The sequence below is a fragment of the Halobacillus sp. B23F22_1 genome (genome assembly GCF_043497005.1).
In the GTDB taxonomy this organism is placed as follows: domain Bacteria; phylum Bacillota; class Bacilli; order Bacillales; family Halobacillaceae; genus Halobacillus_A.
Genome location: NZ_JBIEKE010000002.1, coordinates 403,851 through 417,964, shown reverse-complemented (window position 1 = coordinate 417,964; position 14,114 = coordinate 403,851). Strand labels below are relative to the sequence as shown.

Genomic DNA, 14,114 nt, shown 5'->3' with positions numbered 1-14,114 from the left:
TCCTTCATTCAAGCCTAGGCAATAGGATACTGTAAAACTAGTTAAGATTCAACCCAATATTTGTTTAAATTCTTCAAGATCAGATAACCGTCAGATTTACGGTCACCAATCCGAAAAGGAATAAGGTTTACAACGGCCAGATAAAGATTAAACAAGAAAAATAAATGAATCACTTCTATTTCAATATTAATAGGGATAATAAGCGCTAGACCAAAGGTGATACCATTTGCTAAAGGTCCCCCACTGCTTATCAAGACTTTCTGTAAATTGGTGAAATCAGGTTCCTTTACATTTATGGAGTAGCCTCCAATAAAAAATAGACTACCTATAATTATGTGCAATTTTTGGAATTTAATACGTATTATAGAACGTCCGGTTCCAACGGTCAATACCGCATAGCGAGCTCCACATAGAGCTCCTGCTAAAACATGACCAAGTTCATGTATAACTAAAGTCAATGGGGCAGCAACCAACACTAAAAAGAATAATGATTCTATCATGTTAATAATCGATATAGACTTTTATTTACTCTTCTTTAACCCTTACTCGCTGCATCACATCACCCGGGCGTACACGGTCCACGGTTTCAACACCCTCGATCACTTTTCCAAAAACCGTGTGTCTGCCGTCTAAATGAGGCTGTGGTGAATGACAGATAAAAAATTGACTGCCTCCTGTATCTTTTCCAGCATGAGCCATTGAGAGAGTTCCCCGTTCATGTTTATGAGGGTTTCCTTCGGTTTCACACTTAATGGTATAGCCAGGCCCTCCTGTACCGTTTCCATTCGGATCTCCACCCTGAATCACAAAATCCGGAATAACACGGTGAAAGGTTAACCCATCATAAAATTCGCTGTTAGCAAGCTTTTCAAAGTTTTCAACTGTGTTAGGAGCTGCTTCATCGTAAAGTTCAACTTTTAGTTGTTCACCATTTTCAAATTCAATCGTTGCTTGTTTCATAATTTTTCTCCTCCTGCTTCGTATAAGATAAGTCTAGTCTTGTTATTTCCTCAAAGTCTTCCCGTCTCACAACAAGTTGATGCTCTCCGTTTTCAACGAACACTACTGCCGCTTTACCGAAGCGATTATAATTATTAGCCATAGCATACCCATAAGCACCTGTACTAAATACAGCCATTAAATCATGGGGTTCAACTTTAGGGAGCTTCACATCCCATAATAGCATATCTCCCGATTCACAGCACTTACCAGCAATAGCATATTCCATTTCAGCACGTTCGTGCATTTTGTCAGCTAGAACGGCATCGTATTTAGCTTGGTATAGGGCTGGTCTTATGTTATCAGTCATTCCGCCATCTACAGATACATAGGTCCTTACTCCCGGAATATCTTTAATGGAGCCCGTCGTGTATAAAGTAACTCCTGCATCTCCTACAATAGCTCTACCTGGTTCTATCCAGATTTCAGGCATCGGATAATTAAGCTTCTCAGATTGAAGTTTCACTTCATCTATTAAGGCAATAGCATATTGATCGAGCTCTAGAGGGTCATCTTCTTCTGTATATTGAATTCCAAAACCGCCGCCAAGGTTTAGAACATCAGCATTATAGTCAAAACGCTCACGCCAGTCTTTCATTGTATTAAACAGTTTTTGTGTAGCCAAAGTAAAACCGCTTGTTTCAAATATTTGTGAGCCTATATGACAATGCAGGCCTTTCACAGTTACTTGATCGTTCGCGTTTAATAGTTGAAATGCCTTTTCAGCTTGACCACTAGATAAGTCGAAACCAAATTTGGAGTCTTCTTGCCCAGTTAGAATATAATCGTGGGTATGAGCTTCAATTCCAGGAGTTACGCGCAGGAGTACATCCATTGATTTTTCTTTTTCTGCTAATACGTCAGTTAACAGTGCGATTTCATAAAAGTTATCAACCACGATACAGCCTATATTATACTCTACGGCCATTTGAAGTTCTGCAAGGCTCTTATTATTCCCATGCATGTGAATTTTCTCTACTGGAAAGCCCGCAAGTATGGCAGTATGTAATTCACCTTCAGATACTACGTCTAAACTTAAACCCTCTTGATCCGCTACCTCTAACATAGCAATAGATGAGAAGGCTTTACTTGCATAGGCTACTTGCGCAGGGATATTATGATTCTTAAATGTTTGAACAAATGCTCTTGCATTTTGCCGAATTCTTTCCACGTCATATACATATACAGGGGTTCCATAAGTTTTTGCAATCACAGAAGCAGGGATCCCTCCAATAAGAAGCTTACCTTGATCATTGATTTCACGCCTCATGTTGCTCCGCCTTTCCAAAATGTAAATTATATTAGTATTTCGTAAATTTTAAATGATTAGTTTCCAACACAAAAGAAAATGCTCCTTCTTAGTAAAGGAACATTTAAAATTATATTAAATTTATCACATGTTGAAAAAACGGGCAATTATCTTTGTCTATGATTATTTTGAGGATGTACAATACTTGGTCTAATTTTGCCTAAAGGAACAGACATTCTCACTAATATTTGGCCAAACGCTTTGGCATTAAAAGGTAAGAAAGGCCATAGATAAGGCGTATTAAGAGAATTCGTTCGAGCTAATAGCAGGATATACAATGTACACCCTATAACGAAGCCGCTCAACCCGAACAACGCTGCTAATCCTAAAATAATAAGACGAGACATTTTGTTGGAAACGGAAAGTTCATAACTCGGTGTAGCATAAGAGCCAATAGCACTTACCGCTACATACAAAATAACCTCCGGTACAAATAAGCCAACATCAATTGCAATTTGACCAATGAGAACAGCAGCGATTAAACCCATAGCTGTAGAAAGAGGTGTAGGAGTATGAATCGCAGCAATTCGTAACATCTCGATCCCTAAGTCAGCGATGAGTAATTGTATGATGATGGGAAGCGTACTTTCTTCATTAGGTCCAATAAAGTCTAAAGATTCTGGCAAAAGATCAGGCTGGATAACAAACAACATCCATAGAGGCAGGAGAAATACAGAAGAAAATAACCCAAAGAACCTCACCCATCTAATAAAAGTACCCACCGCAGGTGACTGGCGATACTCTTCGGCGTGCTGGACATGGTGAAAGTAAGTAGTTGGCGTAATAATCATACTAGGAGAAGTATCCACCATAATAATGACGTGCCCTTCTAACAAGTGAGCAGATGCAATGTCCGGCCTTTCCGTATATCTTACTAAAGGGAAAGGATTATATCCTTGCTTAACTAAAAACTCCTCAATAGATTTATCTGCCATAGATAACCCATCAATATTAATTTGCTTTAATTCATCTTTAATTAATTGAATTAACCCAGGATCTGCCACATCTTGGATATAAGAAATACAAATATCTGTTTTTGATCGTTTCCCAACTTGAATAAGCTCATTTCTTAATCGGTCATCCCTTATTCTTCTTCGGGTGAGGGCTGTGTTTTCTATAATATTCTCCGTATATCCATCACGAGACCCTCGGACGACTTTTTCAGTATCCGGTTCTTCAGGTGTTCTACCCGGGTATGCCCGAACATCAACTATAATAGCTTCTGCTTCACCTTCTACAAAAATGGCAATTAGACCAGAAAGGACTTGGGTTACACACTTTTCAATTTTGTCTTCAACTTCTACCTGCTGATGTGCCAGATCATTATAAATATGCTTAAAAGCCGACTTCTTATCTCTTGTACCTTCATTTAGTTCAAATAACTGCCTCAAAAGATTTACAATAACAGGAGACTCACAAAGACCATTTACATAATATAGGTCTACTTCATGACCTAAAATGTTTAAGGTTCGGCAGCCAACGTCGAAGGATTTGCCAATGCCCAACCTTTCATACATAATGGAACGGTTTTGTTCAATTTTCATAACAATCGGCGTATCTTTTTGAGCTGGCATATGAAGAGATCTCCTTTCTATCCAGTTACCCCTTAGGTTTAAAAATAACAGCTACAATAAATCCAAATAATATAGCAGATGCAATACCAGCTGACGTCAACTCGAAAATTCCAATTGCTATTCCGATAAATCCATGTTCATCAGCTTGTTCCATCGCTCCATGTAAAAGCGAGTGTCCAAAGCTTGTAATCGGTACAGTGGCTCCCGCACCGGCAAACTCAATTAAATTATCATACAGATCAAACGCATCAAGAACGGCGCCTGCCACTACAAAAGAAGACATGACATGAGCTGGTGTCAGTTTTGCGATATCAAGAAGAAGTTGACCAATGACACATATCGATCCACCCACTAAAAAGGCCCATAAAAAAGTCATTCATATCCCTCCTCTTTCGCCAATACGACTGCGTGAGCGATACCAGGAATAGATTCTTTTTGCTGCAGCATCATTGGACTCATAAGGGCTCCAGTCGCTACCACGAGGATACGTTTGTAAGTACCATCTTTTAATCCATTTAAAAGTTTGCCATAAGTAACTACGGCCGAACAGGCACATCCGCTGCCACCGCTGAATACTGGCTGCTCACTATGATAAATCAGCAATCCGCAATCTTTGTGTACTTCCGCAATATTATAACCGTCGTCCTTTAGCATATCCCTTACAATAGGTGATCCTACAGCTGAAAGGTCGCCAGTGGCAATGACATCGTAATCACCGGGAACTCTCCCCATATCTTCTAAATGGGTTTTTATCGTATCCCAGGCGGCCGGTGCCATTGCTGAACCCATATCAAATGGATCCGTAATTCCGTAATCCATCACTTTACCTATCGTTGCCGCTTCTATTTTTACAGCAGAGGGTTTAGAAGATAGTAAGGCAGCTCCGCTTCCTGTGACAGTATAAGTTGCTGTATTCGGTTTCTGCCCGCCATACTCGGTTGGATACCTGAACTGACGTTCTGCTGTCGCATTATGTGAACTTACAGCAGCAATAGCTTGTTTTGCATATCCACCGGAAATTAAAGCAGCTCCTGTAGCGAGTGTTTCCATTGAAGTGGAGCACGCCCCAAACATGCCAATAAGAGGAATGCCTAAATGACGAGCAACATAGTTTCCTGTAACATTCTGATTTAGTAAATCTCCTGCTAAGAACAAGTCTATATTCCTTTGATCCACTCCAGCTTTTTGTAAGGATTGGTTGACGGCCTCCAGCATTAATCTTCTTTCCGCCAGCTCCCAATTATCTTCATTACAATGGAGTTCGTTGTAAACTTTATCAAATGTATCTTTTAATGGTCCCTGTCCTTCAAGTGGTCCTACAGCAGTACCTGTTGATTGAATATATACAGGTTTTGTATAGCCCCACGTCTGTTTTCCAATTTTAGTCATAATGCTCCCCCCTTAAAATAATGCCTGCCAGGTAAACCTGATGACACCAAGAACATAAGCTGCCACAACGCCAAACACAATTACTGACCCAGCCAATTTAAACAAGTTAGTTGCTACTCCAAGAACAAGTCCTTCACTTTTGTGTTCAAGGGCAGCGGAAGTAATCGAATTCGCAAACCCTGTTACAGGAACAGCAGACCCTGCTCCTGCGAATTGCCCTAACCGGTCATACACACCAAATCCCGTAGCTAATGCCGCTAAAAGAATTAATGTGGCTACGGTTGGATCTCCTGCATCTTTTTCTTTAAACCCAAACCAATGAATGTACATTTCAGAGAGCAGTTCACCTAGGACGCAAATTAGCCCTCCTACAATAAAAGCTTTAAGAGCGTTTATAAAATATGGAGGCTTGGGTTGATAACCTTGACTTGTCTTTTTATATTCCTTTGAATTAAAACCTGACATTATTACCGTCTCCTTCATCTTACAAATAGGATCCATTGAAACAGAGACCCCGCAATTTTCCCTAGAGATAGAGCCATCAACAATATAAACAAATAATTTTCAATTCCAATTCTTTTAAACAATAAAGGAAATACATTTAATACTTCAGTTAGAGCAGCAGCAAGCATACCAACAAACACTCCGTGGAGCAGTCCCCAGAATATTAATCCAATAACAGGAAACGTAAAGGAATGGTCTCCAAACGAGAGATAAATTCCAAAGAAAACTCCCAGTATTATAGCAATTTCATAATAGATGATTTTAGATTCTGTATGGCTGAGCTGCATAAGTCTCGGAACGATGCCAAGTACAGTAATGAAAGCTACAAAACCAGCACCTACGGCTATTCCTGATGCAAGCCCTATCAATGACTCAACTATCCTCATCCTTTTGCTCCACCTTATTTTCATGAATAGCTACATAATGATCTAGATCCTCTTGGTATTTAAATACTTCAATTTCCATAGGGTTAGGCTCTTCATTAAATTTTTTGGAAAACCAATGGTTAAAGAATAATATCATTCCTATCCCCAGTCCTACAGAATAAGGTACTTGTATCCATAATGGGTGCTTTTCTTCTTCTCCTGTCAGCATGTAATGGAGTTTTTGCTGTACAGACTCCATGGCAACATCATAATGAAAATTCATTATGGCCATGGCCGCCCCTATGAAGAGTAATAACCAAATAAACAAAACAACTAAAAGCGGAGGTTTTTTCTTCTTTCTTTCGATGTGAACAACACATTGATTAGGTCCAAGAATCTCCACTTCTCTTTCCGGGAAGCGAGTAACGATTTGATCAACTATAGAATAGCTGTCAATAACAATAATGTTCTTATCTTCCGCTTTAATTCTATGGAGAATCATGTTTTCAATGGTTTGTTTCTTTAACAAAGTGCCTGTTACTTTTGCTACATCATAAAGGCGAATTTCTTCCTTAACAGGAATTCGAATGGATTGCTTCATACGCACATAAATAGGTGTAGTCATACGATCGCCGCCTCTTTAGAACTCAACGTTAGTATGTGATATATTTACAATTTCATACAAAAGAAAAAACTACGCTGGGTGCGTAGTTTTCGTTAGGAAGAGTCACTCATTGACTCTTTCATTTGTTCTAATATTTTCTTTTCCAATCTGGACACTTGTACTTGTGATATTCCGATCCGCTCTGCCACCTCGGACTGGGTCTGGTCTTTAAAATACCTTAAATAAATAATCAGGCGCTCTCTTTTATCTAACGTGTTCATCACTTCGTGAAGTGTTAAATGTTCGAACCACCGGGAGTCTTCGTCCGCAATTTGATCCACAAGGGTGATAGGATCTCCTTCACTTTCATAAACTGTTTCATAAATTGACTGCGGTGAACGACCTGCATCTTCCGCTTGGATAACTTCTTCAGTTGTCAACTCAAGGGATTCGGCCAATTCGTTAATAGTCGGAGAACGTCCGTGTTCTTTAAGCAGTTCTTCTTTTTTTACACGGATTTTGTGATACGTTTCTTTTAAGCTCCGGCTTACTTTCACGCTTCCATCGTCGCGTATAAACCGCTGAATTTCTCCAATAATCATCGGTACTGCATACGTGGAAAATTTCACATCAAAACTTAAATCAAATTTATCGACAGACTTCAATAATCCAATACAGCCTATTTGATATAAATCGTCTGGGTCATACCCGCGCCTTAAATACCGTTGAACGACTGACCAAACGAGACGTGTGTTTTTTTCTACCAAGAAGTGACGAGCCTCCTGATCTCCCGCCTGACTACGTTTAATTAACTCACGGACTTCCTTGTCTGATAAACGTTCCTCTTTAGTTTCTGTTTTGATATTCATGGTCCCGGCCCTAATTACAAATGGCCTTCGTTGAAGTCAACTGCTTTGATAACGTAATTTTCGTTCCTTTATTTTCCTTAGATTGAACGTCTACTTGATCCATGAAGTTTTCCATAATTGTAAAACCCATACCAGACCGTTCCCACTCAGGCTTGGAGGTGAATAATGGTTCTCTAGCGACCTCGATGTCTTCTATTCCTTTTCCAAAGTCTTCAATAATAATTTCAATTTGAGACTGATCTATAGAACATTCTAGAATTACTTTCTCCTCTTCGTTTTCCTCATAGCCATGAATGATAGCATTCGTTACAGCTTCTGACACAACTGTTTTAATGTCCGTCAATTCATCAACCGTAGGGTTTAAAGGGCTAATAAATGAGGCTACAGCCACACGTGCCAATGACTCATTTTGACTTATACTTGAGAATTCGATCTTCATATGATTTTTCATGAAGCCACCCCCAGCATATGCAAAGCAAAATCTTCATTATCAGCAAGTCTGACAATTTTAAACATACCTGAAAGATCAAACAAACGACGCACCTCTGGTGAGACTGAACAAATAACCATTTCCCATCCCGCTGCCTGTATTTCCTTATAGCGGCCAAGCATTACTCCTAATCCAGAGCTATCCATAAAAGTAAGCTTTTCTAAGTTTACAATGACGTGTCCTACATTGTTCTGAGCAAGCTGTGCTTGCCATTCTTCTCTTAAGTTTGTGGCTTCATGGTGGTCAAGTTCACCTTCAAGTCGAACAAGTAGTACGGATTCCTTAACGATAAAATTTACAGAAAGACTCAAGTGTAGTTCCTCCTTATCAATTAGAGTCACTTAGTCTTTTCGTAAAGAAAAGCTCAATTTCCTGCTGCAAAACAAAACTAGTGATGAATCGCTAAAACTTCTCAAATCCTGCTAAATTTCTAAATGAACGTTCCCACAACTCAAGTAAGTTAGCTTTATTCATGGGTTCGGCTGCTTCGAGTCTCACCTTGGATATCTCTTCCTTTCCATTGCTGACTGTCAGCCATCCAAGATGATCACCTTTTTTAATTGGTAATTCCACTGCCTCATTCATGGTTACAGAAGTTGTGTAATTTCCTTTTGGTTCATTTTTTCGTTTTAACACCACTACATCTTTTTCAGGTTTGAGTGGAAGCGTATGAGGAGTCCCTCTTGGGTTGGTTATTTGATGAAGAATATCATCTTTAGAATGTAGCCGTTCCCCTTCATACTGACCAAATCCATAGTCTAACAAGCTGGTGATCGCAGCATTGCGTTCTATTGGTTTTTCAGCTCCCATTACCACTGCAATCATGTGAAGGTCATCTTTTTTCGCAGTAGCAGTCAAACAATACTTTGCTTTTTTCGTAAATCCCGTTTTTAACCCGTCCATGCCCGGGTATGATTTAATCAGTTTATTCGTATTAACAAGCCAAAATTCATTTTCTTTGCCTTTTCTTAAGTAATCGTCGTATATACTTGTATAATTGGTAATGTCTTCATGCAAAAGTAATTCTCTAGCCATTACCGCCATATCATTTGCTGTACTATAATGATTATCCGCCGGCAGACCTGTTGGATTCTCAAAGTGCGTATTTTTCAAACCTAATTCTTTTACTTTATCGTTCATCATTTTCACAAATTCTTTTTCACTTCCCGCAATTCTTTCCGCAAGGGCAACACTAGCGTCATTCCCAGATGCAACAGCTACACCTTTTAATAAATCATCGACTGACATTTCTTCGCCTTCCTCCAGAAAGATCTGAGAACCGCCCATTGAAGCTGCGTATTCACTCACGCGAATCGTTTCGTCTAAAGAAAGCGTTCCTTTGTCAAGCTCTTCCATAATCAGCAGTAATGTCATGATTTTGGTCATACTCGCTGGCGGCAATTCTTTATCTGCCTCTTTTTCAAACAAGGTCATCCCGCTGTTCTTTTCCATCAATATAGCTGATGGGGCACTCTGTGCGATAGATTTGTTATTATCTTCTGCATTCACATAAGTCGGGTAAAACATAGAACAGATAACACTAAGGGTTAATAGTAGGCTTATAAACCTATGCATAATGATACCTCCTGCATCTTTAAGTGCTCCTATTTTCCCCTTAACTATCGGTTCTATACCAAAAATAAGGTAGACTCCCACGAAAAAAAGAACCCCACCTCGTGGAGTTCTTTCTTCTTCATTATTTAATTACTTTATGAATTAATGTCGGTGTGTCTACTTTAAGATCTGTAATCTGGTAGGCCTCTTTCACTTTTTGGATAGAATCCTCAGCTTGCTCGTTATCGCTATGAAGAACAACTAAGGCCTCTCCAGCACGCACGGGGTCGCCTATTTTTTTATTTAACGTAATTCCTACCCCATGATTTATGATATCATCCTTTGTTGCTCGCCCTGCTCCTAAATACATAGCCGCAACCCCAATGGATTCTGCATCTATTTCAGCTACATATCCACTGCGATCAGCTTTCACTTCAATTTCATAGGCAGCTTTAGGAAGCAAACTTAAATCATCAATCATGGATGTTTCCCCATGCTGGGCTTCAATGAAGTTACGGAAAGCACTAAACGCTTTGCCGTTTTCTAAGTTCTGCTCCAGTGCTGAATAAGCTTGTTCATAGGTATCAAAAACCTCTGCTAAAACGGTCATATGAGAAGCTATTTCTAATGATAACTCTCTTAAGTCTTCAACCTTTTTACCTTGAAGAATTTCAGCAGCTTCTCTAATTTCATTCGCATTTCCTACTTCAAAGCCTAAAGGTTGATTCATATCACTAATAACTGCAACAGTGTTGCGTCCTAAGTTATTTCCGATGTTCACCATCTCGCGGGCAAGCGCTTCTGAATCCTTAAGTGTTTTCATAAAAGCTCCGCTTCCCGTTTTAACATCTAAAACAATACTGTCTGCACCTGAAGCAAGTTTTTTACTCATAATGGAACCTGCAATCAGCGGCAATGAGTTCACTGTACCTGTGACGTCACGTAAAGCATAGAGTTTCTTGTCTGCGGGTGCTAAATTACCGGTTTGACCTGCGACAGCTAATTTATGAGTGTTCACATTTTTAATGAACTCATCTTTCGTCATTTCAATCTGCAATCCCTTTACCGCTTCAAGCTTGTCCAATGTTCCTCCTGTGTGCCCCAATCCTCGACCAGACATTTTGGCCACAGGAACGCCTGCTGAAGCAACGAGAGGACCAACAATAAAGGTAACCTTATCTCCTACGCCACCAGTAGAATGCTTGTCTACAATATGTCCGTGAATCGCTGACAAGTCAATCGTTTCACCAGAATCCACCATCGCTTGTGTTAAGACCGCTGTTTCTTCTTGCGTCATCCCTTTAAAATATATGGCCATTGTTAGCGCAGAAGCTTGATAATCAGGGATCTCACCTTTTGTATAGCCATCTACAAAAAAATCGATCTCTTCTTTTGTTAGTTCTCCGCCATCTCTCTTCTTAATAATGATGTCAACCATTCTCATCTTATACGCCCCCTTAGTTTATGCCGGCAAAGTTTTAAGTAAATCTTTTACAAACCCAAGAAAATCTTCTCTTACACGTGCAGTTGTCTCAATAACTTCATCATGCGTAAGGGGCTGGTCCAGTATCCCTGCCGCCATATTTGAGATACATGAAATCCCAAGGACGCGTATACCTGCATGATTGGCTACGATTACTTCGGGAACCGTTGACATTCCAACAGCATCTCCACCAAGTGTACGCAGCATCCGTACTTCCGCTCCCGTTTCGTAAGCCGGTCCTGTATTCCCTACGTATACGCCTTTTTGAATTTGCAGGCCAAGGCGCTCTGCACTGTTCTCAGCATGTTGAATTAATGCTCGATCGTATGCTTCAGACATATCCGGAAAGCGAGGGCCTAAATCCTCATCATTTGCTCCCATTAGTGGGTTATCCCCCATATTGTTTATATGATCTGTGATCACCATAAGATTTCCAGGGTCGAATTCTTCATTAATTCCACCCGCAGCGTTAGTTACGAACAATGTTTCAATCCCCATTTCTTTCATTACGCGCACTGGGAATGTTACTTGTTTCATATCATAACCTTCGTAATAGTGAAAGCGGCCTTGCATGGCCAGAACTTGGCGGCCTTGCAATTGCCCAACAACCAGCTGCCCTTTATGCCCTGATACGGTGGATTCAGGAAAATGGGGAATCTCATGGTATGGTATTATCGTAGGGTTTTCTATTTCCTCAGCTAAAACGCCTAAACCTGACCCCAAAATTAATCCAACTGTTGGCTCGTTATTAATTTTATTCTGAATAAATGTTGCTGCTTCCTTACTTTGTATTGCCATTTTTATCTCCCCCTAGTTAATATCTTTTAGAAAACTCTTCCCGTGTGCAGGCATTTTAGCAGAAAAATTATCTGAAATTGTTGCTCCTATATCGGCAAAAGTTTGGCGCTGTTCTAACTCTTTACCTTCCTTAATTCTATTATGATAAACGATCAATGGAACTAGTTCCCGAGTGTGATCTGTCCCATGGTGAATTGGATCATTTCCGTGATCAGCTGTAATAATTAACAAGTCATCATCTTTTAACTTTTCTAACACCTCCGGCAAGCGACAGTCAAAAGCTTCAAGCGCTTCGCCATACCCTTGAGGATCTCTTCGGTGACCAAACTTCGCATCAAAATCTACAAGATTTAAGAAATTTAGGCCTTTAAATGATTTATCCATTGATGACACAAGTTGATCCATACCATCCATATTATCCGATGTGCGTATGGCTTCAGTAACCCCCTCACCATCGTATATATCTGAGATCTTTCCTAATGCAATGACATCTAAATCAGCATCTTCTAAATGATTCATCACAGTTTCACCAAAAGGTTTAAGTGCATAGTCATGACGATTTGAAGTGCGTTCAAAAGCGCCCTGTTTTCCTACAAAAGGCCGGGCGATAACACGACCTACCATATACTTTTCATCTAGTGTTAGTTCTCGAGCATATTCACAAATTTCATACAACTCTTCGGGCGGAATCACTTCTTCATGAGCCGCAATTTGAAGAACAGAATCGGCAGAAGTATAAATAATTAAGTCACCCGTATTCACATGATGTTCACCTAACTCTACTAGAATTTCAGTACCAGAAGCCGGTTTATTACCTACAATACCTCGACCGGTTTTCTCTTTAATTTTATCTAGCAGCTCATCAGGGAATCCTTCAGGGAAAGTACGGAAAGGTTGTTGAATATTCAATCCCATGATCTCCCAGTGACCAGTCATTGTATCTTTCCCATTCGATGCTTCTACCATCGTCGTATAGTGAGCACGAGGACTCTCTGCTTTTTCAATGCCTTGTATTTGGCGGATATTACCAAGACCCAGCTGAGCCATATGGGGCATATTTATACCATCCATATGTTCAGCAATGTGCCCCAGGGTATTGGCCCCCTTATCATCAAATTTTTCAGCGTCTGGAGCCTCCCCAATACCTACTGAATCCATAATTATTAAAAATACTCTTTCAAAAGTTTTCATAACGATACCTCCTAATGTTTACTTTCCCTAAGCTTGCAAAATATAGTCTAAAAATAATAGTTGTAGGATGTCCGACAACTAAAAACAAAAAGAGACTACGCCCTTGGATGATACGAGCGATAGACATCTTTCAATCGAGTTTTAGTAACATGAGTATAAACCTGGGTCGTGGAAATATCAGCATGGCCTAGCATCTCTTGTACAGCTCTTAAATCCGCTCCATTCTCTAGTAAATGCGTTGCAAAAGAATGTCTCAAGGTATGCGGTGTAATTTCTTTTGTTACTCCCGCCTGCCTGGCAACCGCTTTCAATATCTTCCAAAAACCTTGTCTCGATAAACGGGAACCATGTTGGTTTACAAATAACTCTTCCGTTTGTTTCCGCTTGACTAATTGTGCTCTCGGACCATTGAGATAGGCTTCAAGCGCTTCTTTAGCTAAATCTCCTAGCGGTATAATTCTTTCTTTAGACCCTTTCCCCATGCATCGTACAAAACCCATCGTTAAATGTAAATCACTTACTTTTAAAGTAATAAGTTCAGTGACGCGTAATCCTGTCGCATATAGTATTTCAAGCATTGCTTTATTTCGATACGTTAAAGGATCTTTAGCTTGTAAATTTAACAGCTTGTCTACATCATCTGAAGATAAGACTTTAGGCAGCTTTCGTTCTTTTTTTGGCGTTTCTATATGTAGGCTTGGGTCCTGGTTTGTAATTTTTTCGCGAACTAGAAATTGATGAAAAAGACGAATTGAAGATAAAAATCGAGCCACAGTAGCCGAAGACCGGCCTTTATCATTTAATGCATGCAAATACTTCATAATATGAGTCCGCGCCACTTCATCCCAATCATCTACATTCAACTCTTGTAAAAATAAATGGTATTGATTTAAATCTCTCTTATAAGAATGAATGGTATTTTGGGATAACCCCCGCTCTACAGTTAAATAATGAAAAAAATCTTCTAAAGCAAATTTCATTCCGT

At 39.8% G+C, this 14,114-nt stretch carries 17 protein-coding genes; all 17 read right to left on the bottom strand.

Going from position 1 to position 14,114, the window contains the following annotated elements:
• Positions 1–41 precede the first annotated feature (41 nt).
• The gene (locus ACGTNH_RS09895; protein WP_394586550.1) at positions 42–500 is read right to left on the bottom strand and encodes a site-2 protease family protein; all 459 of its coding nucleotides are present in this window, start codon (positions 498–500) and stop codon (positions 42–44) included.
• A 25-nt stretch (positions 501–525) separates the two neighbouring features.
• On the bottom strand, positions 526–960 hold the full coding sequence (locus ACGTNH_RS09890) for a peptidylprolyl isomerase (RefSeq protein WP_394586549.1): 435 nt from the start codon (positions 958–960) through the stop codon (positions 526–528).
• A complete protein-coding gene (gene lysA / locus ACGTNH_RS09885) occupies positions 941–2,269 on the bottom strand; it encodes a diaminopimelate decarboxylase (RefSeq protein ID WP_394586548.1) in 1,329 nt (442 codons plus the stop codon). Before lysA ends, ACGTNH_RS09890 begins: the two co-directional genes overlap by 20 nt.
• A 146-nt stretch (positions 2,270–2,415) precedes the next feature.
• A complete protein-coding gene (locus ACGTNH_RS09880; protein ID WP_394586547.1) occupies positions 2,416–3,882 on the bottom strand; it encodes a spore germination protein in 1,467 nt (488 codons plus the stop codon).
• A gap of 25 nt (positions 3,883–3,907) precedes the next feature.
• Positions 3,908–4,258: a stage V sporulation protein AE gene (gene spoVAE, locus ACGTNH_RS09875; RefSeq protein ID WP_394586546.1), complete on the bottom strand. Its 351-nt coding sequence runs from the start codon at positions 4,256–4,258 to the stop codon at positions 3,908–3,910.
• Entirely contained in the window at positions 4,255–5,271 is a 1,017-nt protein-coding gene (gene spoVAD, locus ACGTNH_RS09870; RefSeq protein WP_394586545.1) for a stage V sporulation protein AD, read from the bottom strand. The genes spoVAE and spoVAD overlap by 4 nt, the downstream gene beginning before the upstream one ends.
• A 12-nt stretch (positions 5,272–5,283) precedes the next feature.
• Positions 5,284–5,736 (bottom strand): stage V sporulation protein AC, encoded by a 453-nt coding sequence (gene spoVAC, locus ACGTNH_RS09865; RefSeq protein ID WP_394586544.1) that lies wholly within the window; start codon positions 5,734–5,736, stop codon positions 5,284–5,286.
• 14 nt (positions 5,737–5,750) lie between these two features.
• Positions 5,751–6,161: a stage V sporulation protein AB gene (locus ACGTNH_RS09860; RefSeq protein ID WP_394586543.1), complete on the bottom strand. Its 411-nt coding sequence runs from the start codon at positions 6,159–6,161 to the stop codon at positions 5,751–5,753.
• Positions 6,148–6,765 carry a stage V sporulation protein AA gene (locus ACGTNH_RS09855; RefSeq protein WP_394586542.1) on the bottom strand — a complete coding sequence of 206 codons (618 nt, stop codon included), beginning with the start codon at positions 6,763–6,765 and terminating at the stop codon, positions 6,148–6,150. Before ACGTNH_RS09855 ends, ACGTNH_RS09860 begins: the two co-directional genes overlap by 14 nt.
• 92 nt (positions 6,766–6,857) lie before the next feature.
• Entirely contained in the window at positions 6,858–7,613 is a 756-nt protein-coding gene (gene sigF / locus ACGTNH_RS09850; protein WP_394586541.1) for an RNA polymerase sporulation sigma factor SigF, read from the bottom strand.
• Between the two features lie 10 nt (positions 7,614–7,623).
• On the bottom strand, positions 7,624–8,064 hold the full coding sequence (gene spoIIAB / locus ACGTNH_RS09845; RefSeq protein ID WP_394586540.1) for an anti-sigma F factor: 441 nt from the start codon (positions 8,062–8,064) through the stop codon (positions 7,624–7,626).
• Positions 8,061–8,414: an anti-sigma F factor antagonist gene (gene spoIIAA / locus ACGTNH_RS09840; protein WP_394586539.1), complete on the bottom strand. Its 354-nt coding sequence runs from the start codon at positions 8,412–8,414 to the stop codon at positions 8,061–8,063. Before spoIIAA ends, spoIIAB begins: the two co-directional genes overlap by 4 nt.
• A 91-nt stretch (positions 8,415–8,505) precedes the next feature.
• Entirely contained in the window at positions 8,506–9,678 is a 1,173-nt protein-coding gene (locus ACGTNH_RS09835; protein ID WP_394586538.1) for a D-alanyl-D-alanine carboxypeptidase family protein, read from the bottom strand.
• 121 nt (positions 9,679–9,799) lie between these two features.
• Positions 9,800–11,101, bottom strand: a complete 1,302-nt coding sequence (locus ACGTNH_RS09830; RefSeq protein WP_394586537.1) for a pyrimidine-nucleoside phosphorylase — start codon at positions 11,099–11,101, stop codon at positions 9,800–9,802.
• A gap of 18 nt (positions 11,102–11,119) precedes the next feature.
• Positions 11,120–11,938, bottom strand: a complete 819-nt coding sequence (locus tag ACGTNH_RS09825; protein ID WP_394586536.1) for a purine-nucleoside phosphorylase — start codon at positions 11,936–11,938, stop codon at positions 11,120–11,122.
• A gap of 12 nt (positions 11,939–11,950) precedes the next feature.
• Positions 11,951–13,129: a phosphopentomutase gene (deoB, locus tag ACGTNH_RS09820; RefSeq protein ID WP_394586535.1), complete on the bottom strand. Its 1,179-nt coding sequence runs from the start codon at positions 13,127–13,129 to the stop codon at positions 11,951–11,953.
• Between the two features lie 95 nt (positions 13,130–13,224).
• The gene (xerD, locus tag ACGTNH_RS09815) at positions 13,225–14,109 is read right to left on the bottom strand and encodes a site-specific tyrosine recombinase XerD (protein ID WP_394586534.1); all 885 of its coding nucleotides are present in this window, start codon (positions 14,107–14,109) and stop codon (positions 13,225–13,227) included.
• Between the last annotated feature and the right edge of the window lie 5 nt (positions 14,110–14,114).